The sequence below is a fragment of the Amycolatopsis xylanica genome, assembly GCF_900107045.1.
In the GTDB taxonomy this organism is placed as follows: domain Bacteria; phylum Actinomycetota; class Actinomycetes; order Mycobacteriales; family Pseudonocardiaceae; genus Amycolatopsis; species Amycolatopsis xylanica.
Genome location: NZ_FNON01000002.1, coordinates 1,084,613 through 1,103,313, shown reverse-complemented (window position 1 = coordinate 1,103,313; position 18,701 = coordinate 1,084,613). Strand labels below are relative to the sequence as shown.

Below are 18,701 nucleotides of genomic sequence, written 5' to 3'. Positions count from 1 at the left end.
GAGTAGCCAGGTAAGTGCCAACTCATGGAGGTTCGATGTCGCTGGATGTTTCCCCCGCCCTGCTGGAAAAAGCCGAGCGTGGCGAAGTGGACGACGCGGAGTTCGTCGCCTGTGTGCAGGAATCACTGCCCTACGCCTGGGAGGTGATCACCACGGTGATCGCGGACCTGAAGGGTTCCTCCGAAGGCTTCGCGGACCACGAGACCCCACCGCCGAGCGAGGCCGAGCGCGGTCAGCTGCTGCGCGCGCTGGCTTCGGACGCCATCCGCGGCGGCCTCGAACGGCACTTCGGCGTGAAGCTCGCCTTCCAGAACTGCCACCGCGTCGGCGCGTTCCGGCTGGCCGAGGTGGACAGCGACCGCTACCGGGCCTTCATCTCCGCCCGTGGTCAGCTGCTCAACCAGAGCCCGGAACTGCGGGACTGCTAGCCCTTAAGTAAGGAAGCACTTGAGCGCCGATGCGCTCGATGTTCTCCACCGTCCCGGCCGTCGTGCCGGTGGCTTCCACCATCATGATCACGTGGGAGACACCGGCACGGCGGATTCCCTCTTCGAGCCGCGCGATGCAGTAGTCGGGGCTGCCGACCGGATGGATCCGGCACAGCTTTTCCGTGTACTCCCAAGGATCACGCTTGGCGCGCGCCCTGCCGTCGACGGTCACGTGCGCCGCCAGGCCGATGTCCAGCCAGCCGGGCAGCTTCGCGCGGACGATGTCGCCCGCGTCTTCGCCGACCTGGCACAGCACGGTCGACACATGGCCGTCCGGCGAACCGTGCTCGGCCACCAGCGCGGCCTTCTCCTCGTCGTCGCGGTCCAGCCCGAGCAGCATCGGCAGGCCCCGTTCGGCGGCCAGCCTCGGCGAACCGGCGACGAGCACCGGCGGCCGCTCCCGGCGGTCTGGCTCCGGCACCATCGGCACCGGCCGGAACGAGAAATGCTCACCCCGCGCTTCGACCTCGCCGCCCCGCATCGCGCGCAGCAGCAGATCGAGCGCCTCCTCGAACCCGCGCTCGTAGCGGTCCAGCCCGGTGCCGAAGACCTCGAGGTCCTGCCACGGCCCGCCGCGGCCGACGCCGAGCCGGAACCGGCCGCCGGACACCGCGTCCAGCGTCGACCACTGCTCGGCCAGCGCCACCGGATGGGTCACCGACAGCACGCTGACCGCGGTGCCGATGACGATCCGCCTGGTCCGGCCGAGCGCGTGCGCCGCCAGCGTCACCGCGGACGGGCACACGCCGTACGGCATGAAGTGGTGCTCGGCCAGCCAGACGTCGTCGAAGCCCGCCCGCTCGGCCGCCTCGATCGCCGCCACCGTCCGGCGCAGCACCTCGGAGTCCTTCTGACCGGGGAACCGGCCGCTGATCAGGAAGACGCCGAAGCGCCTCACTGAACCGAGACGTCGTTGAACGGCAGCAGCGGCTCGGCCCACGGGAAGACGACGAAGAACAGCAGCGCCACCACACCGGCGATGAGCACGGCGGCCAGCGCGGCCTTCACGGCCACGTTTCCTGGCAGAACCCGCCAGATCCAGGCGTACATCAGCGCGTCTCCCCGGCGGTCTTGAGCTTCTCGGTCAGTTCGGCGATGGTGCCGACTTCGGTCTTCGCCACCTGGCGGGTCAGCACCGAGTGGATGATGAGCCGCTCCCGCGCGGAGAACTGCGGGTGGCAGGTGGTCAGCGTGAGCAGTGATACCTGGCCTGCGGCAGGCAGGATGTCCTTCGGCTGGTACGGCACCGGGTTGGTGGCGTCGCCGCGGTTCGGCGCGACGACCTTGCGGCCGACCGTCTTGCCGTACGCGCCGCCGTCGGGCTGGTTCGGGTCGCGCAGGGTGGACACGCCCCGGCAGTCCGGCTGCTGGCCCTTGCCGGTCTCCCAGCCCTTCTGCTCGTCTTCGTACGGCAGCACCTTGTAGACGTAGAAGTCGGTGTGCGTCTCGATGATGATCGCCGAGCAGGAGTGCAGCTCGTCCAGATCGTTGAACGGCGCGCCCTTGCCGACCCGGTGCCCGGCCACCGCGAAGTTGCCGGGTTCACCCGGCAGTGGGGTGCCGACGTAGTGCCCTGGACCGACCACGAGGGATTTCTCGGTGGTCCCCTCCTGGATCGTGAAGTGGTAGTCGGCGCCGAACTCGGGGATGTACATCCGCGCGAACGCCTGGCCCTCGACGAGGTCGGGGTGCAGCGTGCGGTCGTTCTTCCACTCGTCGTCGAGCACCGTGTTGGCGTTCGCCTGCTTGTTCGCCGAGAAGATGTCGGTGATGTAGAGCTCGTAGACGACGAACAGCAACACCACCAGACCAGCGGTTATGAGGATCTCGCCGATCGTGCGGACGGCGGTCGCCCCGCCACCGGGCCCGCGACGCTCGGTCGCGACGGCTCCAGCCGAGTCCGGGCCCTCGTAGTCCCGGTCTCCGTCGTATCGCGTAGGCACGCACAGCTCCTCTCAGGCACCGCCATGAACCCTCTGTGACTCGATTGTCACAGTGCGGGAAATCAACCGATCGTCCCCGGTGCTCTAACGCGGTCATTTACGTTAACGTGTGCACGTGGCGCTGGTTGCGCACCCGAAGTCCGCGGGTCATCGCCACCAGCCGAGACGATCACCACGCGAGGATTGACCCATGCCGAAGTCCAAGGTCCGCAAGAAGACGGCGTACACCCCGCCCGCCGACCGGCGCACGCCGGTGAAGATCAAGGCAGCCGGGCCGTCGCACCCCCTCTACCTGATCGTGATGTTCGGGTTGATGGTGATCGGGCTGGTCTGGCTCGTGCTGAACTACATCGCCGGGCCCAAGATCCCCTTCCTGACCGATCTCGGCAACTGGAACTTCGCGATCGGGTTCGCGCTCATCATCGGTGGGCTGTTCATGACCATGAAGTGGCGCTGACCTTCACCGGTCACAGTTACCCCGAATGGCGGCTTGACGCCGAATTACATCGGTGTGACTCCATCCCCATTGTGGACAACCCCTGTGGATAACTCACCGGCCAGCTGGGCTCCGGCCCCCGCGGTACTCGCCGTGGCATGGCTGATCACCGCCTTGGCCTCGGTCGGCACCATCACGACCGCGGTCGGCGGTGACCCACGTGGCGCGATCCTGTTCGGGCTCGTCACGCTGGTCGCCGGGGCGTTCGCACTGCACTCCACCCTCGTCAGGCCGCGCCTGAGCGCCGACAGCCGGGGCATCAGGGCCAAGACCCTCACGGGCTCGGTCCTGCTGCCCTGGGGCATCACCAGGGTGCGGTTGCGCACCACCAGGCGGCTCGGCCGGGACGGCGTGACGCTGGAGATCGAAGCCGAGGACCGGCTGCTGGTGTTCGGCAGGATGGACCTCGGCGAGGACCCCCGCGACGTGCTGGACGTGCTTTCGGCGCTACGAGCTGGCTGAGCACACGTAGTGGTCGCGCTGCGGCGCGACCACACAGGTCTGTTCGTTCAGCCTGGAATTGCCGATGACGAACATGCCGAGCAGTGCGACCGTGACCAGCGCGGTCATCCCGGCTTGCCAAGCGGCCCTGCTCTTCTCAGGCGCGTAGACCATCGCGGCCATCACGATCGCGCCGGCGACCAGGCCACCGAGGTGGGCGAAGAGCGAGATGCCCGGGATCGAGACGCTCAGCACCAGGTTCACGCCGATCACGACCAGCGCCTGGGTGGGATTGAGCTTCAGCCGGAGCAGCGCGACGAGGATCGCGCCCAGCAGGCCGTAGATGGCCCCGGAGGCGCCGACGACGGGCCGATCGGGTGCGAAGAGCACCACGGCGACGGAACCGCCGAGCATCGAGACCAGGTAGGCGGCCGTGTAGCGGAGCGGGCCCATCGCGCGTTCGAGATCGCGGCCGAGCATCCACAGCGAGAACATGTTGACCGAGATGTGCAGCAGGCCGTCGTGCAGGAAACCGCTGGTGAACAGCCGCCAGTACTCACCCTCGTGCGCGACGAGGACGGAGTCGAGCCAGCCGGCGGTCCCGATCTCGGAGCCGCCGTTGTTGTTGCTCAGGCTGCCGGACTGGACGACGGTCAGCAGGAAGACCAGCACGTTGAGCGCGATCAGCACCGGCGTGACGACGATGCGCCTCGGCATCCTGGCGCCGGTGATCGTGCGCTGGCCGTAGCCCGCGGCTTCGTACTGCTTGCGCTGCTCTTTGTCGACGCGCTGCCCGGAGGAAACGCAGTCGACGCACTGGAAGCCGACGGCGGCTTCGCGGAGGCAGTCCGGGCAGGCCGGTCGGCCGCAGCGGACACAACTGAGACCGGTCTGTCGCTTGGGATGCCACCAGCAGCCAGGCAGCGCGGCAGACTCCGGAATCTGGGGATACGGGGGCTGGCTCACGATAGGAACCAACCTACCCGTAATCCCGTGATCACCGCGTGATGCCGGGAGGTCAGCGGGTGATGCTGACCTTCTCGATCACGACGTCCTCGAGCGGCCTGTCGCCGGGACCGGTCGCGGTGCGGCCGATGGCGTCCACGACGGCCTGCGACGCCTCGTCGACGACCTCACCGAAGATGGTGTGCTTGAAGTTGAGGTGCGGCGTCTTCGCGACGGTGATGAAGAACTGCGAGCCGTTGGTGCCGGGCCCGGCGTTCGCCATGGCCAGCAGGTACGGCTTGCTGAACTGCAGCTCCGGGTGGAACTCGTCCGCGAACTTGTAGCCGGGGCCGCCGCGGCCGGTGCCGGTGGGGTCACCGCCCTGCAGCATGAAGCCGTCGATCACGCGGTGGAAGATCGAGCCGTCGTAGAACGGACCCGTCTTGCCGCCGGTGGCGTTCTCGGTCGTGTACTCCCTGGTGCCCTCCGCCAGCTCGACGAAGTTCGCGACGGTCTTCGGCGCGTGGTTTGGGAACAGGGTCAGGTGGATATCACCCTTGTTGGTGTGCAGGGTGGCCTTCAACGAGTCAGTCACGCGCTTCATGGTGCCATCTGCGGCGAAATCCGGGGGAAAGGGGCACGATAGGTTGAGGACAACAGACGTACAACACAACGAATACCCAACGGATGATGAGGTGAAGGCCATGGCTCGGGCCGCGGATTCGGTGAGTGAGTCGGTGAAGACCGGCCTGCTCGGCCTGCGTGAGAAAGCCATCGAGGCTGGTAAGGCAGGCGCCGAGGCCATCGCGCCGGTCGTCGAAGCAGCCGCCGAAGAGGCGAGCGTGCGTGGACGCAAGGCGCGCAAGCAGCTCGCGAGCAAGACGAAGAAGACCCGCAAGGAGCTCAAGCGCAGCTCGGCCGCCGCCCGCAAGGAGGCGATCGCGCGTCTCGCCGAGATGCGCAAGCCGGGTCGCAAGGCCAAGAAGGCCGCGATCAAGGCGGCCAAGGCTGCCGGTGAGTCGAAGCGTCGCGGCAAGAAGGACTTCAAGAACGCGAAGAAGGACTTCAAGGCCGCGCTGATCGAGGCCAAGACCGCCGCCAAGGGTGGGCGCAAGCGCCGCCGCTGGCCGTGGATCCTCGGCCTGGGCGCTGTCGCCGCCGGTACGGCCTACGTGCTGAGGTCGAAGCAGGAGCCGCCGGTGGCCCCCGCTCCGCCGCAGGCGCCGAAGCCCGCCACCCCGGCTGCCAAGCCCGCTGCGCCGAAGGCGGCGAACCCGCCGGCACAGCGCAACGGTCAGCAGACGGAGACCAAGTCCGGCGCTGACAAGAAGTAGCTCGAGACGCGAAAAGGCCCGGGAGTCGAACTCCCGGGCCTTTCGTTTGGCTCAGTCAGCTCACGCGGTGGCGGCGTGCTTGTCGACCAGCTGGCCGACGCGCGGGAGCGCCTCTTCCACGTTCTTCTTGGCGCCGCCACGCAGCTTCTTGTAGACGGACTTGATGCTGTCGCGGCTGCTGCGCTCGGCGCGGGCGTCCGTGACGGTCAGCAGCGCGTCCGAAGCCTCGTCGGAGCGGCCGGCCAGGTAGGCACCGAAGTCGCCACCACCCTGGGCCTTGAACGCGGCGTAGAACGGCTCGAGCGACTGCGAGAAGTCGTCGAGCAGGCTGTCGACGGCCGACGGGATGATGCCCGGCTTGATCTTCTTGATCGCGGCGAAACCGGTCTTGACGACGGCGCCGGAGACACCGCCCTTGTCCGAGACTTCCTGGTCGATCAGGGTCTCGAAGTCGGTCACGACCTGCGGGCGACGAGCGGAGTCGAGCAGGATTTCCTTCAAGGTGTCAGCCACGAAACGTTCCTTCTTGATAAATCGAAGTACACGGGGGAGGAGGCACAGGTTAGTACAAGATCAACTTCACTCTTACGTGTGGAGCCCACTACTTACAGCTTCAGGCTGCCGATAGCCTGCACGGCCACCGTACGCGCCTTGACACTTTGCTTCTGATTCGTGGTCACCACAATGGCGGACCCACGCTGCCAAACGGCGTACACGGCGCCACTGTCAGTAGACAGATAACCGCCATTCCAGCCCGCGGGTTCGCTCGCCGGATTACTCGTCGCAACCGGCGCGGCCTGGTCGACCAGTGCCCGCGCGACCGCGCTGTCGCCGGAATAGACCCGCACGGTCAGCTGCAGTTTGCCGCTCAATGCGTAAAAGAAGCAGGTCGGATGCGGTTTGTCCGCTGATATCCGGATCTTCGACACCTGCTGGCCGTTGGCCTGCGCGACGAAGGACTTTTCGAGGAACGGACACGGACCGTCAGCTGACGGCTTGGGCTCCGGCGGGATCTCCGGGGCAGCCGAAGACGACGGCGCGGCGCTCGGAGCCGCCGCCGAAGCGGGTCCGGCGGACGTGTCCGGCGAGCAGCCGGCGGCCATCGCGGCGGCCGCGGCGAGCGCGGTGAGAAAGAAGAGGCGTCGCATAGCGCGGCCAGTAGACCATGTCGGCCCCCTGCGGCGAGGACGTGACGCGCGACACTCCAACCAGCCACCGAGCTTCCGCCCGCAGGAGCGCTTGCAGGCCGCTCACCTGCGCGAATCCACCAATGCGACGTAGTGGCCGTTAACAGACACACGAAGCAAGGCGCGGGTTGGTTCACCAACCGGCGAGTATCGGATCAATCACACAAAGTGTCGCTCTGTGATGTTCGCCACTTTTACCCTGTTGGTTTCCTTCACCCTGCATGGAGGCAACAGTGAAACTCTTCGACCAAGGGCGTGACCACGTCATTGGCCTCTTCAGGATCGTATTGGGGTTCCTCTTCTTCATCCATGGCGCCGCGAAGCTCTTTGGCATCTTCGGCGCGAAAGCCGCGGCCGAGGCCTTCGCCTGGCCAGGCTGGTGGGCGTCGCTGATCCAGTTCGTCGGTGGTGCGCTGGTGCTGCTCGGCATCGGCACGAGGGGCGCCGCGATCATCTGCTCCGGCTCGATGGCGTACGCGTACTTCACCGCGCACCAGCCGACGAATCTGCTGCCGATCGCGAACGGCGGTGAGCTGGCCGCGCTGTTCTGCTGGGGGTTCCTGCTGATCGCGTTCCTCGGCAACGGCAAGTGGGCACTCGAGGGCGTGCTCAAGCGACACCACCCGGCCAAGGTGGAAACGGCCCATTGAGCCGCTTCGGGGTGAGCACGCGTGCGACGATGGACGCCTGACCCGAGTCGGCGAGGGAGGATCCACGCGTGCTCACCCCGGAGCAGTACCTCGGTGTGGTGGCCGAGCGCGTCCAGCGCACCGGTGGGCGGCTCAACACCGTCCAGATCGGACCGGCCGTCGCCGTCGTCGGGCTGTTCACCGAGTCGGTGATGCTGTCGACGATGAACTACTGCGTGGTCGCCGCCGCGACGCCGGAGGTCAACGCCGCCGCGCTCTACGACTTCACCGGCCGCGCCACCCAGCACGCGCGCGCGAACGTGATGGGCACCGTCGGCTGGACGGCGGCTTCGGTGGTGATCGCCGGGCTGGTCAGCCCGCGTGTGTACCCGGACGCCGCCCAGGTCGCGATGGCGAAGTCGAGCAACCAGTTCGGCGGCGAGACGCGGATGGTCGCCGTCGACACGACCGCGGGCGCGATGTACGCGTTCGTCGGCGGGAAGTTCTGGGGCGCGGCCATCCAGGGGTCGGTGAACGCCAAGCTCACGTTCTGTTTCCCGCAGCCGGCCGAGGCCTATCAGCAGGTCCAGTGGCAGCAGCAACAGCAGCAGCCTGGTTGGCAGGGCCAGCCGCCGCAGCAGCCGCAGGGGTACTGACTTGTTCCGCTGGCCGTCCTTTCCCGACGAGCTGCCGGGGTTCGACACCGAGGCCGCACCCGAGAAGCCGCACGATCTTTTCCTGGAGTGGGTCGCCGAAGCGGGCGAGCATGTGCTCGCGCCGCATGCGGTCACGTTGTCCACAGTGGACGAAGACGGTCCCGACGCGCGCGTGGTCGTGCTGCGCGGGGTCGACGACGACGGCTGGGCGTTCTCGACCAGCCTGGACAGTCCGAAAGCCGCTCAGCTGGACCAGGATTCGCGAGCAGCGCTCACGTTCTTCTGGCCGGGCCGTGGCCGCCAGGTCCGCTTGCGCGGCCGGGTCACGCGGGCCTCGGCGGACGCCAGCTTCGACGACTTCGACAACCGCTCGCCGCTGTCCAAGGCCGAAGTGCTGCTCGGCCACCAGTCGGAAGTGCTGGAGAGCCACGCGGAACTCGTCCGCGCCGGCGCGGAGGTCGAGCGGGCGCTGCGCGAAAACCCGGAGCTGCGGCCGGTTTCCTGGCAGCGATACGTCTTCGCGCCGACCGTCGCCGAGTTCTGGCAGGGCGCGATCGACCGCCGTCACGTCCGGCTGCGGTACCGGCTCGAGAACGGCGGCTGGGTCCGCGAGCTGCTCTGGCCTTAGCCGCACACCCCTGCTCTCGCCGATATCGCGGATTTTTGTCGGTGCGCCGGTGCAGAATCGAGGCATGCGATCGAAGCTGCTCGTGCTCGCCGGAGCCATCGCTCTGTCCGCCGGTCTCGTCACGCCCGCCGTCGCGGCGGGCCCGCGACTGGAGGACGCGCACGCCTGCGCACACGACGCGAAGTTCACCTGCTCCACGCTGACCGTGCCGCTGGACTACCGCGGCCATCGGCCCGGCACGCTCAAGCTCCAGGTCGCGACGGCGAACAACGTCGACGCGCCCAAGGGCGTGCTGCTGTTCCTCACCGGCGGGCCCGGTCAGCCGGGTGCGCCGTTCACCACCAAGATCAGCGGGCGGATGCCCGAGGTGTTCAAGGACTACCGGCTGGTCATGATCGACCAGCGCGGCACCGGCACGAACGCGATCGACTGCCCGCAGCTGCAGGCGCAGGTCGGCAGCTCGGACATCGAGCCACCCACCCGCGAGGCGGTCGCCGAATGCGCGCGGATACTCGGTGACACCGCGCAGTTCTATGGCAGCGATTCGACGACGGCCGATCTCGATCGGCTACGCCAGGCCGTCGGCGCGCGGAAGATCGTGGTCGACGGTGTTTCCTACGGCTCGCTCACCGCTGCCAGGTACGCGATCGCGCATCCGGGAAACGTCTCGAAGGTCATCCTCGACTCGGTGCTCCCCCACCACGCGACGGCCAAAGACTCGCTCTACCTGACCAGTCTCAAGGCACACGCCCGTGTCCTGCGCGACGCCTGCGCCGCGGCTCCGGCCTGCGGGTTCGATCCGGCCGAGGACCTCGCCTGGCTCGTGAAGAACCGCGACACCGCGGCGGGCGTGGCGTTGTTCGACATGATCGTCACCTACGAGTTCGTCGACCCGAGCTATCGCGACCCGTCGGTGATGGGCACCGATCTCATCAGCGCGCTGCACTCGGCACGCGCGGGTGACACCGCGAACCTCGACTCGCTGCTGAGGAATCTCGCCTCCGGCGGCGACGCGGTCACCGATTTCAGCTCGGGCCTGCATGCGGCGACTTTGTGCGCGGACCAACGTTTCCCGTGGGGAAATGCCGCTACACCGAACTTTATTCGGCCAGCATTGCTGAAAATCGCGGAAAAGCGGCTTACTACTGGCGACACCTGGCCGTTCAGCCCAGCTGTCGCGACCGGTCAGGGCTTCATCCAGACCTGTCTGAACTGGCCTGCCGAGCGGCCGAGTTCGAACCCTGCCGGGAAGCTGCCGGACGTGCCGACCTTGCTGCTCAACGGCGACCACGACCTGTCGACGCCGATGGAATGGGCGTTCGAGGAGGCCAAGGTCGCGCCGCAGGGGAAGGTGGTGATCGTCAAGGGCGCCTCGCACTCCATTCAGAACCGCGAACAGGGTCACGCTGGACGGGACGCGGTCGCCGAGTTCCTGTCGATTCACTGAGGTCGCTGGCCAAAGAGCGCTGATCGGCACAAGACTGCGAGGATGACCAGGAGATTCGGGGCTTTCGCGGCAATTGCCGCACTCGCACTGTCCTTGTTCACCACGCCGGTCGCTCAGGCGCACGAGCTGCCCGCGACCATTCCGCTGCCCAACGGCTTCATGCCGGAAGGCATCGAGATCGGCGGGCACACCGCGTATCTCGGCTCACGCGCCGACGGCTCGCTCTATCGCATCAACCTGCTCGACGGAAAAGGCGAGTTCTTCAGCAAAGGCCCAGGCGCGGGTTCGGCCTCGCTCGGGTTGAAGCTCGACGACCGCGGACGGCTGTTCGTCTCCGGCGCGGCCAGCGGCCAGGCGCGGATCGTCGACGCGCGCACCGGGGCGGTCATCAAGACCTACCAGCTCACGACGGCGGCTTCGACGTTCATCAACGACGTCATCCTGACCGACGACGCGGCCTGGTTCACCGACACGCGCGCGCCGGTGCTCTACAAACTGCCGCTCGGGCGGCATGGTTCGCTGCCCGACCAGTCGGTGACCGTGCCGCTGACCGGCACCGGCCTGCCGACCGCGGTGTTCGGCAACGGCATCGTCACCAGCCCGGACGGCAAGTCGCTGCTCGTCGTCGCCGACGGCAAGCTGCTCAAGGTCGACCCTAGGACCGGCGCGACCACGCTGACCGACCTCGGCGGCGAGACGCTGACCAACGGCGACGGCCTGCTGCGCCAGGGCTCCACGCTCTACGTCGTGCAGAACCGGCTCAACACGATCGCGAAATTCGCGCTCGACCGCACTGGCTCATCCGGCAAGCTGCTCAAGAAGGCGACCGATCCTCGGTTCGACGTGCCGACGACCGTGGCTCCGTTCGCCGGCAGGCTTTACCTGCCGAACGCGCGGTTCAGCTCGCCGCAGACGCCGGACACCACGTTCAACGTGATCGCCGTTCCGAGGTTCTAGCCGTCCGCACGTGGCCGCTGCAATGTGAACTGCTCGAAGACGGAAAGTTCGCCGTAGGGCTTGTTCACGTTGTAGTAGGTCACGTGCATCCGGGTGAGGTCTCCGGGCCGCCGCCCGGGATCGACGGTGAAAGCCGCGAAACCATAGGGATGTTCAGCATCGCGTTTCGCCGACCAGACAGCGCTTTCGAAGGCGTACTTCGACGGCCGCTTGCCGTTCGGGCCAGGCTCGCCGACGCCGGTGATCACCTTCGCCTTGCCCTGCGGGAAGAACAGGTGATTCGTCGGCCGCGAAACCCCGCCGCCACCGAGAACCATGTGAACCGTCCCCTGTGAAGTATCCACGACGTCGGTCGCGGTGGATGCCGGATTCGGCGTCAGCGTCTCGCTTCCGGAGACCACACCACGCACCGCGAGCGTTCGCTCGTAGTGGTGTTCGTGTCCGCACACGACCAGGTCGACGCCGTATTGGTCGAACAGCGGGCCGTATGCCTGCCGGAGGCCCATGTCTCCCCCGCTGGCGTCGGCCGAGCTCATCATCACCTGGTGCATGGCGACGACGATCCAGTCGATGTCCCGCGACGCCCGCGCGGCACGCAGTTCCCGTTCCAGGAAGGCCTGCTGGCGGCCACCGGAGAAACCGTGCAGGTAATACTCCGCGCCGTCCTGGAAGCAGTTGTCTTCGTTCTGCAGCACGATGACCCGCACCGAACCCGCGGTGAACGCGTACCAGAGCCCGTTGAGTTCGGAATCGGTGTCGCCGTCCGGAACCGTGAAGTAGGTCTGGAAAGCGTTGAATCCGATGGGCCCGTTCAGCTTTTCGACCTCGTGGTTGCCCGCCGCTGGCATCCACGGCCGGAACCGCGCGGACCTGGCGTTGTTCTGGAAGAAGCCGTTCCAGGTGCGGATACGGTCGAGTTCCAGGTTGGCGTAACAGAGATCGCCGTTGAGCAGGTGGAACAGCGGCGCGACCCGTTCGATGCCCGCCACGATGTCCGCCGCGGCCGGGGCGCCCGCGATGGTCAGCGCCGGCGCGCCTTCCGCGTTCCACGTGGCGTGCGGCGTCGACTGGTCACCGAAACTCGTGAACGTGAACGCCGCCCGCCCACCCGGCGCCGTCCGGAACGTCCCGGCGTCGGGGCCGGCGCCGTCGTGCTGCGCGGCGTACACGTAGGACGTGTCCGGCCGCAGCCGCTCGAGCCGCGCGTGGTGCACGTAGACGGTCCGGTTCGACGCGCCGTCCACATAGGTGCGGGTCCGCGCCTGCGCGCACGCCCCGAACCCGGTGTCCAGCCCGCCGAACAGCACCCGCGGATTGCGCACCGGCGAGTCGGTGATCCACGAGACGATCATCTGCCGCGCCGGATCCGACCCGAAGGTCAGATGCAGCCCCGCGACCGGCGGGGCGCCCGCCGCGCCGGGGGTCAGCACGAAGGCGGGTGCCGCCGCCGCCGCGATGTCCGTTCCCAGCAAGGGAGTTGCCGCGCCCGCGCCGAGCAGGCCTAACGCTTTACGACGGGAGAGCCCGTTTTCGGAAGGCATCTCGAAAACGCTAGCGGGAAGATCTATTCACTCGGAATCAACGAAAGTCGTGAACGAACGGCGGCTTCCGGCAAACGCGGTTCCAGTTTGAGCATCGCGAGTGCCGAACCGGCGACCCCGGCGGCGAGCAGAACCCACATGCCTACCGCCGACCAGGTGAGCAATGCGGTCAGCAGTGCCGGAGCCAACGCGATCGGAATCGCCCAGGACAGCTGATAGACGGACAAATGACGGCCGCGAGTGGCTTCCGGCGCCGCACTCGCCACCAGCGCGGAAGCGGTCGCGCCGTGCAAAAGCTCGCCCGCGGTGAACAACGCCGTCGCCGCGAATATCCCGGTCATCAGGACGGCCCCGGTCGAAAACACCCCCAGCAGGACGAATGCCAAGAACGAAACCGAGAAGACCGCTGCGCCGAGTGCGGCCATCCGGGTCCGGCGATAGCGGGTGAGCATTCGGGTGACCGGGATCTGCAGCAGCGCGATTCCCACGGTGTTGACCGCGTAGAGCACACCGACGAGTGAACTCGAGGCGCCGAGTTGCTGCGTGATGTACACCGGCAGGCTCACCGCGAGCACCATGTACCCGAATGCCGTCGGCACGTTCGCGAGTGTCAGTGCGAGGAACGTCCGGTTGCGGAACACCTCGCGGTAGCCGCCGCGCACCCGCTCCGCCTTCGGGGTCGCGATGTGCGTGCTCGGGATGGTGCCGATGAACCCGGCCGCCGCGAGGTACGCGATCCCGCTGACCACCACGATCACCTGGTACGCGGCGTCGCTGCCCAGCGCTAGCGCGGCACCGGCGATGAGCCCGCCCGCGCCGAGGCCGGCGTTGCGGAGACTGCGCTGCGCGGCAAGGAGTTTGTCCCGGCTGTCACCCTGCGCGATTTCCGCGACGAAGGATTGGATCGCGGGTGGGAAGGAGCCGTCGCCGAGCGCCACCAGCGCCACGGCCAGGAACATCGGCACCGGCGAGTCGACGAACGGATAGCAGAAGAACCCGGCCGCGCGCACGAAATAGCCGCCGACGACGACCGTCCGCGCGCCGTACCGGTCGACGAGCACGCCCGCGATCGGGTTGCTGACCAGCGCCAGCAACGCGCCCGCGCTCATGATGACGCCGACCTGTTCGAGTGGCATGCCGGTCAGCTGATGGAAGTACAGCAGGGAAAGCGGCACGTACATGCCGCTGCCCATGGCGTCGACCGTGATGCCGAGCATGTACCTGACCTGGGCGGTGATCATGCCGCGTCCCCGATCTTGGTCTGTGCGACGAATCGTGCGCCGAGTTCCCTCAGTCTGCGCTCGCAGTCCGCTCGCGTGGGCGCCGAAGCGACCGCGGCGACCAGGAAATCGCTCGAACCGCCTGCGGGTGGAACGACCTGGCCAGGCTTGGCGTAAAGCCAGAAGTACTCGACCCATGCGTCTTCGGGAGTCCGCGGGACTTCGTGGATCAAGCCGGGGCGTTTCATCATGAGCACCTGCCCGGACATGCGTTTCGGCGTGCGATCGATCGCGGGAATCGGCAGGCCGACCTGCAAACGCGTGGCGTACTCGGCGAGGTTGACGTCGAACAAGGTCTTGAAGACCTCGCGGACTTTCGCGCCGGCGGGCCTGCTCGCGATTTCGCACAGCACCAAGCGGTCGTCCGGGGTGTGGAAGATTTCCGCGTGGAAGCCATGGTTCTGCAGACCGGGTGTGCGCAGCGCCGCCAGGGTTTTGTCCGTGAGCGCGATCAGCCGGTCGGTCAGCGGATCGTCCGGATCCAGCGTCACGTCGACGCGCGCGCCGGGATCCGAGCCGAACGACGCGAGGTCGTATTGGTACTGCGAAGGCCAGGACAACACGGTCTCGCCATCGACGACCAGACCGTCCACATGGCACATCTTGCCGGGGACGAACGCCTCCAGCAGCACGTCACCGAGTGGTTCCTCGAGGTAGGCGTCGAGTTCGGCCTGCTCGCGCAGAATGCGCAGGCCGATCGCGTTGAATCCGGCGCGGTCCTTGAACACCAAGGGAAATCCGTGCTCTCGCGCGAACGCGCGCACGTCCTCGGGTGACTGGGGCACGGTGTGCGGTGCGACCTCGACGCCGGCCTTCTGGACCAGCTTCTTCATCAACGCCTTGTCGCGGAAGGGATACACGTCCGCGGTCCACGGGCCGGGCAAGCCGCGCTCCTCACGCACGCGCGCCGCGTTGTCGACGTCGCCCTCGTGATGCCCGATCACGTACTTCGTGCCGAACTCCGCGGCGAGTTCCAGCGCCCGCTTGAGCACCAGCGCGTCGTCGCGGAAATCCATCGTCTCGAAATGCGCGTAGCCGAGGTTCGTCGTCGGGATCTCCTCGGCGAACGACTCGAACTTGTCGCGGGCCGCGAGAATCACGACGTCACCGTCGAAATCGGCCAGCCAGCGGTCATAGGGGAACGGCTCCATCGGGTTCCGGTGCAGGATGAGGAGCGTCATCACGCCACCTCGGCCACGTGTGCGAACCGCGTCTCGCCGTCGTCGCCGGCCACCTTGATCCGGATGGTCTCGCCGATGAGCTCGGCGCCGCGCCGGATCGCGTCGGTCGTGTCGGCGCCGACGACCGCGACCAGCCCGAGCCGATCCCAGTTGTCGCGCAACGTGCGGACGGTGTCGCCCACCTTCGCGCTGATCCGCACGTCCAGCACGCCTCTTTGGGCCCGTGCCTCGGCCGCGCCGTCGATCGACTCGATCTTGCCCGGTACGCCGACGATGAATCGGGTGCTGGCACCGGCTTTCGGCACCGGACGCCCCGGCAGCTCGGGGACCAGGCCGAACGGCCAGCCGAGCGCGTAACTGATCAGGTCGATGCCGTACGCACCCTGGACGAGATCGGTGATCGCGTCCCCCGCGCCGCGGTTGTGGCTTTCGATCACCTGCGGCCCGCGTGCGCCGATCCGGATCTCGGTGTGCGACACGCCGTCGCGCAATCCCATCAGGTCAAGGAAATTGCCGACGGCGGCACTGACCTCGTCCTGCGTCTTCTCGTCGAGCCGCGCGGGGACGGCGTGGCCGAGTTCGGCGAAGTGCGCGTCATCGGTGAACTTCTCGGTGATCGCGACGACCACGTGCCGCCCGGAGAAGCTGAACGTCTCCACGCTGAACTCGGGACCTTCGACGAACTCCTCCATGAGGAAGTCCTGCAGCAGCATGAGTGTCGAGATGCGGTCGGTCCTGGTGCCGCGCAGACGTTCCACCGCCGCCCAGACCGCGTCGGCGTCGGTGGGCGAGTTGACCTGGTGCACGCCGATGCTGGCGGTGGCGTCGTTCGGCTTCACGATGAACGGGTAGCCGTAGCGCGCACCGAACGCGTCGAGCTGCTCGCGGTGTTCCAGCGTCTGGGCGCCGACGGCGTTCGGATCGATCGTGGCCAGGTGCTGGCGCATGGTCAGCTTGTCGCGGAAGCGTTTGGTGACCTCGTATCCGGTTCCGCCGAGCCGGAAGAGATCGTTGATGCGGGCCGCGCTGTCCAGTCCCGGCTCGGTCAGCGACAGCGCGACCTCGAAGCCAGGCTCGGTCCGCAGCTGCCTGGCCACCGGCTCGACCTCGGCCCATTCGGTGTAGTCGAGCACGTAGATGACGTCCGCGAGCTCTTCCTGCAGCGGGGTCAACTTGGTGGGGTGCTGCAGCAGCAGCACGGTCAAGCCGAGGTCCTTCGCCTTGCGCACCCACTCGTCGTTGGCGCCGACCAGGAGGAGGTTCATCGGTCCGTTCCTTTCGCGGTAGGCCCGTCCCAGACGCTCAGATAGCGCTCACCGGTGTCGGGCAGGATGGTGACGATGGTCTTTCCCTCGTTCTCCGGCCGGCTCGCGACGCGGAGCGCGCCATGCACGGCGGCCCCGGACGAGACGCCGGCGAGCACCCCGACACTGCGCGCGAGCCAGCGCGCGGTGTCCAGCGCCTCGTCGTCGGTGACGGTGAGGACTTCGTCGATCAGCTCGGGATCCGTGGTATCGGCGACGAACCCGCCGTTCAGCCCGAAGATCGAGTGCGTGCCCGCGTAGCCACGCGAAAGCAGCGGCGAACCATCCGGCTCGACACCGACCGCCTGCAGCAACGGGTTCTGGGTCTTGAGGAAGTCGGCGGAGCCGCACAACGTCCCCCCGGTCCCGATCCCGGCGACCAGGATGTCGACGGCGCCCGCGGTGTCGGCCCAGATCTCCGGCCCGGTCGTCTCCCGGTGCGCGCGGACGTTGTCGGGATTCGCGTGCTGCTGGGGGAACCACGAGTCCGGCGTCGCGAGGTGCAGCTCCTCGGCCTTGTCGATACAGCCCTGGTAGCGAAGTTCCTTGGGCGTCAACACGACTTCGGCACCCAGCGCTTTGAGCAACCCGATGCGTTCGGCGGTCGCGTTGTCCGGCAGGACGATCACGCAGCGGTAGCCCCGCGAGGCACTCAACGCGGCCAGCGCGATGCCGGTGTTCCCGGACGTCGCCTCGATGACCGTGCCGCCGGGTTTCAGCCGGCCATCGGCCTCCGCACCGCGCAGCATGAAGAGGGCGGCGCGGTCCTTGATGCTGGAGAGCGGGTTCGCCGACTCCAGCTTGGCGAGCACCTGCGCGCCGGTCGAGGGCAGCCGGAGCAGCGGGGTGCCGCCGACCAGCTCTTCGATCCCGTTGGCGATGCGTTGGGGTGACAGCAAACTGGTCATGACGCCTTCCTCCGTAGTTGAGTCGCCTGCGTGACCGCGGCTGGCGCGAGAGCGAGCGCACGGGCGGGAACGTCGTCGATCACCAGCGCCTGCGCCCCGATCACGGCGTCATCGCCGACGGTCACCGGCCCGAGCACGGTCGCGTTCGTGCCGAGCACCACCCGCGCCCCGATCACCGGATGCCGCCGCTCCCCATCGGCCCGCTTGTTGTCGCGCCACCAGCCGACCGCGCCCAGCGTCACCTGGTGGTAGATCGTCACGTCATCGCCGACCCGAGCGGTCTCCCCGATGACGACGGCGGCCCCGTGGTCGACGAATACCCGCCGTCCGAGCACCGCGCCGGGATGGATCTCCACCCCGGTGAACGCCCTGACCAGCACCATCAGGAACCTCGCGGTCACCCGCAGCCCCTTGTTGTGCATCAGGTGGGCGACCCGGTGTGTCCACACGGCGGGCAGCGCGGGATGCAGGAAGGCCTCGCCACGGTGCCGGACGGACGGATCCCGTTCGACGACCGTGCGCAGGTCCTCCGCGAGGATGCGCACCAGTTCCATGGCCTTTCCCTCCTTCCCGTCGGCTTAGGGAATCGAGGGTCGCGCACCCCGCTTTCGAACGGCTATCGCCGCGTCGATAGAAAAGAAAAAGCCGCCCGTGGTGCACGGGCGGCTTTTCTGTGTGGTGAGTCAGCGACGGCTAGCGCGCCTGCGCAGCGCGAAGAAACCACCACCACCGATGGCGAGCGCGGCCGCGGCCCCCGCGGCGGCCGTGCCGATTCCGGCGTCGTCGGCGGCTTCCGCGCCACCGCCGGTCTGCGGGGCGCCCTTGGGCTTCTCGGCGACCTGCGGCGCCTTGGTCTGCGGTGCCTTGGTCTCGGTGGCAGGCTTCGGCGCACCGACGGTGAAATCGACCAGCTTGCCTGAGATCGAGCCTCCGTTAGGTGCACTGTCGCTGTCGCAGAACATCCACGCGATGTACTTACCCGGCTTGACGCCCTTGAAGGAAAGGGTTTGCTTGGTGCCGTTTGCCTTCATAGCCTCGATACCAATGGGCTCGTGGCCGTTCCGCACGCCGTAGTGGCCTTGGGCTTGCTCGTTGGGCTTGGCGCAGCTGCCCTGCAAAGTCACCGTGCTGCCCGAAACGCTGACCTTGAGGTTGTGGTCGACGACGTGGTCACCGGCCAGCGCCGCGACCGGCGAAAGCAGAGCGAAACCAGCGGCCATACCGGCAATGACGACAGACTTGCGAATCATTTCAATTCCCCAGTTGATAGGCATGCGGGTAGCCCCGCATGAATTAGATTTCCCCAGAACCCCAGTCGGCGCTTTTTCTCTCTCAG

Annotated in this window: 23 protein-coding genes; 9 read left to right on the top strand and 14 right to left on the bottom strand. The window is 67.5% G+C overall.

What is annotated here, in order from left to right; translation table 11 throughout:
* Nucleotides 1-35: 35 nt before the first annotated feature.
* Nucleotides 36-428: an SCO5389 family protein gene (locus BLV57_RS13050; protein ID WP_091288890.1), complete on the top strand. Its 393-nt coding sequence runs from the start codon at nt 36-38 to the stop codon at nt 426-428.
* Here the strand turns inward: BLV57_RS13050 and BLV57_RS13045 are convergent.
* From BLV57_RS13045 to BLV57_RS13035, 3 genes are read right to left on the bottom strand one after another with little or no spacing between them, the layout of a single operon-like run.
* Complete coding sequence (locus tag BLV57_RS13045) at nt 397-1,386, bottom strand: LLM class flavin-dependent oxidoreductase (protein WP_091288889.1); 990 nt, start codon at nt 1,384-1,386, stop codon at nt 397-399. The genes BLV57_RS13050 and BLV57_RS13045 overlap by 32 nt on opposite strands.
* Entirely contained in the window at nt 1,383-1,538 is a 156-nt protein-coding gene (locus BLV57_RS43225; protein WP_091288888.1) for a hypothetical protein, read from the bottom strand. Before BLV57_RS43225 ends, BLV57_RS13045 begins: the two co-directional genes overlap by 4 nt.
* Complete coding sequence (locus BLV57_RS13035; protein ID WP_091288887.1) at nt 1,538-2,431, bottom strand: class E sortase; 894 nt, start codon at nt 2,429-2,431, stop codon at nt 1,538-1,540. The genes BLV57_RS43225 and BLV57_RS13035 overlap by 1 nt, the downstream gene beginning before the upstream one ends.
* Before the next feature lie 190 nt (nt 2,432-2,621).
* On the opposite strand from BLV57_RS13035, the gene crgA reads away from it, so the two are divergent.
* Nucleotides 2,622-2,888 carry a cell division protein CrgA gene (gene crgA / locus BLV57_RS13030; RefSeq protein ID WP_091288886.1) on the top strand — a complete coding sequence of 89 codons (267 nt, stop codon included), beginning with the start codon at nt 2,622-2,624 and terminating at the stop codon, nt 2,886-2,888.
* Nucleotides 2,889-3,020: 132 nt separating this feature from the next.
* Entirely contained in the window at nt 3,021-3,389 is a 369-nt protein-coding gene (locus tag BLV57_RS13025) for a PH domain-containing protein (RefSeq protein WP_091288885.1), read from the top strand.
* Here the strand turns inward: BLV57_RS13025 and BLV57_RS13020 are convergent.
* Together BLV57_RS13020 and BLV57_RS13015 are read right to left on the bottom strand one after the other, a co-directional pair.
* Nucleotides 3,375-4,334 (bottom strand): rhomboid family intramembrane serine protease, encoded by a 960-nt coding sequence (locus BLV57_RS13020; RefSeq protein ID WP_091288884.1) that lies wholly within the window; start codon nt 4,332-4,334, stop codon nt 3,375-3,377. The two genes, BLV57_RS13025 and BLV57_RS13020, sit on opposite strands and share 15 nt — an antisense overlap.
* Before the next feature lie 52 nt (nt 4,335-4,386).
* On the bottom strand, nt 4,387-4,917 hold the full coding sequence (locus BLV57_RS13015) for a peptidylprolyl isomerase (RefSeq protein ID WP_176968583.1): 531 nt from the start codon (nt 4,915-4,917) through the stop codon (nt 4,387-4,389).
* A gap of 100 nt (nt 4,918-5,017) precedes the next feature.
* On the opposite strand from BLV57_RS13015, the gene BLV57_RS13010 reads away from it, so the two are divergent.
* Nucleotides 5,018-5,647 carry a hypothetical protein gene (locus tag BLV57_RS13010; protein ID WP_091289123.1) on the top strand — a complete coding sequence of 210 codons (630 nt, stop codon included), beginning with the start codon at nt 5,018-5,020 and terminating at the stop codon, nt 5,645-5,647.
* Nucleotides 5,648-5,707: 60 nt separating this feature from the next.
* Here BLV57_RS13010 and BLV57_RS13005 read toward each other — a convergent pair whose 3' ends face one another.
* Nucleotides 5,708-6,160 carry a DUF6918 family protein gene (locus tag BLV57_RS13005; protein WP_091288883.1) on the bottom strand — a complete coding sequence of 151 codons (453 nt, stop codon included), beginning with the start codon at nt 6,158-6,160 and terminating at the stop codon, nt 5,708-5,710.
* A 92-nt stretch (nt 6,161-6,252) separates the two neighbouring features.
* Nucleotides 6,253-6,795: a DUF2020 domain-containing protein gene (locus tag BLV57_RS13000; protein WP_091288882.1), complete on the bottom strand. Its 543-nt coding sequence runs from the start codon at nt 6,793-6,795 to the stop codon at nt 6,253-6,255.
* A 272-nt stretch (nt 6,796-7,067) separates the two neighbouring features.
* Between BLV57_RS13000 and BLV57_RS12995 the strand changes: the two genes are divergently transcribed.
* The 5 genes from BLV57_RS12995 (at nt 7,068) to BLV57_RS12975 (ending at nt 11,151) form a co-directional block, all read left to right on the top strand.
* Entirely contained in the window at nt 7,068-7,484 is a 417-nt protein-coding gene (locus BLV57_RS12995; RefSeq protein WP_245757290.1) for a DoxX family protein, read from the top strand.
* 68 nt (nt 7,485-7,552) lie between these two features.
* Entirely contained in the window at nt 7,553-8,119 is a 567-nt protein-coding gene (locus BLV57_RS12990; RefSeq protein ID WP_091288880.1) for a hypothetical protein, read from the top strand.
* A 1-nt stretch (nt 8,120) separates the two neighbouring features.
* A complete protein-coding gene (locus tag BLV57_RS12985; protein WP_091288879.1) occupies nt 8,121-8,747 on the top strand; it encodes a pyridoxine/pyridoxamine 5'-phosphate oxidase in 627 nt (208 codons plus the stop codon).
* Between the two features lie 64 nt (nt 8,748-8,811).
* Nucleotides 8,812-10,194: an alpha/beta fold hydrolase gene (locus BLV57_RS12980; RefSeq protein WP_091288878.1), complete on the top strand. Its 1,383-nt coding sequence runs from the start codon at nt 8,812-8,814 to the stop codon at nt 10,192-10,194.
* Between the two features lie 42 nt (nt 10,195-10,236).
* Nucleotides 10,237-11,151, top strand: coding sequence for an SMP-30/gluconolactonase/LRE family protein (locus tag BLV57_RS12975; protein ID WP_091288877.1), 915 nt, complete (start codon nt 10,237-10,239; stop codon nt 11,149-11,151).
* On the opposite strand, the gene BLV57_RS12970 is transcribed toward BLV57_RS12975, so the two are convergent.
* From BLV57_RS12970 to BLV57_RS12940, 7 genes are all read right to left on the bottom strand, one after another.
* Nucleotides 11,148-12,692, bottom strand: a complete 1,545-nt coding sequence (locus BLV57_RS12970; RefSeq protein WP_091288876.1) for a purple acid phosphatase family protein — start codon at nt 12,690-12,692, stop codon at nt 11,148-11,150. The two genes, BLV57_RS12975 and BLV57_RS12970, sit on opposite strands and share 4 nt — an antisense overlap.
* A 23-nt stretch (nt 12,693-12,715) precedes the next feature.
* Nucleotides 12,716-13,933 (bottom strand): MFS transporter, encoded by a 1,218-nt coding sequence (locus tag BLV57_RS12965; RefSeq protein WP_091288875.1) that lies wholly within the window; start codon nt 13,931-13,933, stop codon nt 12,716-12,718.
* Nucleotides 13,930-15,153: an ATP-binding protein gene (locus BLV57_RS12960; protein ID WP_091288874.1), complete on the bottom strand. Its 1,224-nt coding sequence runs from the start codon at nt 15,151-15,153 to the stop codon at nt 13,930-13,932. The genes BLV57_RS12965 and BLV57_RS12960 overlap by 4 nt, the downstream gene beginning before the upstream one ends.
* Nucleotides 15,153-16,418, bottom strand: a complete 1,266-nt coding sequence (locus BLV57_RS12955; protein ID WP_091288873.1) for an ATP-grasp domain-containing protein — start codon at nt 16,416-16,418, stop codon at nt 15,153-15,155. Before BLV57_RS12955 ends, BLV57_RS12960 begins: the two co-directional genes overlap by 1 nt.
* Nucleotides 16,415-17,365: a cysteine synthase A gene (gene cysK / locus BLV57_RS12950; RefSeq protein WP_091288872.1), complete on the bottom strand. Its 951-nt coding sequence runs from the start codon at nt 17,363-17,365 to the stop codon at nt 16,415-16,417. Before cysK ends, BLV57_RS12955 begins: the two co-directional genes overlap by 4 nt.
* Nucleotides 17,362-17,919, bottom strand: a complete 558-nt coding sequence (gene epsC, locus BLV57_RS12945) for a serine O-acetyltransferase EpsC (RefSeq protein ID WP_176968582.1) — start codon at nt 17,917-17,919, stop codon at nt 17,362-17,364. The genes cysK and epsC overlap by 4 nt, the downstream gene beginning before the upstream one ends.
* A gap of 129 nt (nt 17,920-18,048) precedes the next feature.
* Entirely contained in the window at nt 18,049-18,639 is a 591-nt protein-coding gene (locus tag BLV57_RS12940) for a hypothetical protein (RefSeq protein WP_143047043.1), read from the bottom strand.
* Nucleotides 18,640-18,701 lie beyond the last annotated feature (62 nt).

Bases quoted from the DNA above. Each gene is read 5' to 3' on its own strand.
- BLV57_RS13050 (WP_091288890.1), top strand. From the start codon at position 36: ATGTCGCTGGATGTTTCCCCCGCCCTGCTGGAAAAAGCCGAGCGTGGC.
- BLV57_RS43225 (WP_091288888.1), bottom strand. From the start codon at position 1,538: ATGTACGCCTGGATCTGGCGGGTTCTGCCAGGAAACGTGGCCGTGAAG.
- crgA (WP_091288886.1), top strand. From the start codon at position 2,622: ATGCCGAAGTCCAAGGTCCGCAAGAAGACGGCGTACACCCCGCCCGCC.
- BLV57_RS13015 (WP_176968583.1), bottom strand. From the start codon at position 4,917: ATGAAGCGCGTGACTGACTCGTTGAAGGCCACCCTGCACACCAACAAG.
- BLV57_RS13010 (WP_091289123.1), top strand. From the start codon at position 5,018: ATGGCTCGGGCCGCGGATTCGGTGAGTGAGTCGGTGAAGACCGGCCTG.
- BLV57_RS13000 (WP_091288882.1), bottom strand. From the start codon at position 6,795: ATGCGACGCCTCTTCTTTCTCACCGCGCTCGCCGCGGCCGCCGCGATG.
- BLV57_RS12980 (WP_091288878.1), top strand. From the start codon at position 8,812: ATGCGATCGAAGCTGCTCGTGCTCGCCGGAGCCATCGCTCTGTCCGCC.
- BLV57_RS12975 (WP_091288877.1), top strand. From the start codon at position 10,237: ATGACCAGGAGATTCGGGGCTTTCGCGGCAATTGCCGCACTCGCACTG.
- BLV57_RS12970 (WP_091288876.1), bottom strand. From the start codon at position 12,692: ATGCCTTCCGAAAACGGGCTCTCCCGTCGTAAAGCGTTAGGCCTGCTC.
- BLV57_RS12965 (WP_091288875.1), bottom strand. From the start codon at position 13,933: ATGATCACCGCCCAGGTCAGGTACATGCTCGGCATCACGGTCGACGCC.
- BLV57_RS12960 (WP_091288874.1), bottom strand. From the start codon at position 15,153: ATGACGCTCCTCATCCTGCACCGGAACCCGATGGAGCCGTTCCCCTAT.
- BLV57_RS12955 (WP_091288873.1), bottom strand. From the start codon at position 16,418: ATGAACCTCCTCCTGGTCGGCGCCAACGACGAGTGGGTGCGCAAGGCG.
- cysK (WP_091288872.1), bottom strand. From the start codon at position 17,365: ATGACCAGTTTGCTGTCACCCCAACGCATCGCCAACGGGATCGAAGAG.
- epsC (WP_176968582.1), bottom strand. From the start codon at position 17,919: ATGGAACTGGTGCGCATCCTCGCGGAGGACCTGCGCACGGTCGTCGAA.
- BLV57_RS12940 (WP_143047043.1), bottom strand. From the start codon at position 18,639: ATGCCTATCAACTGGGGAATTGAAATGATTCGCAAGTCTGTCGTCATT.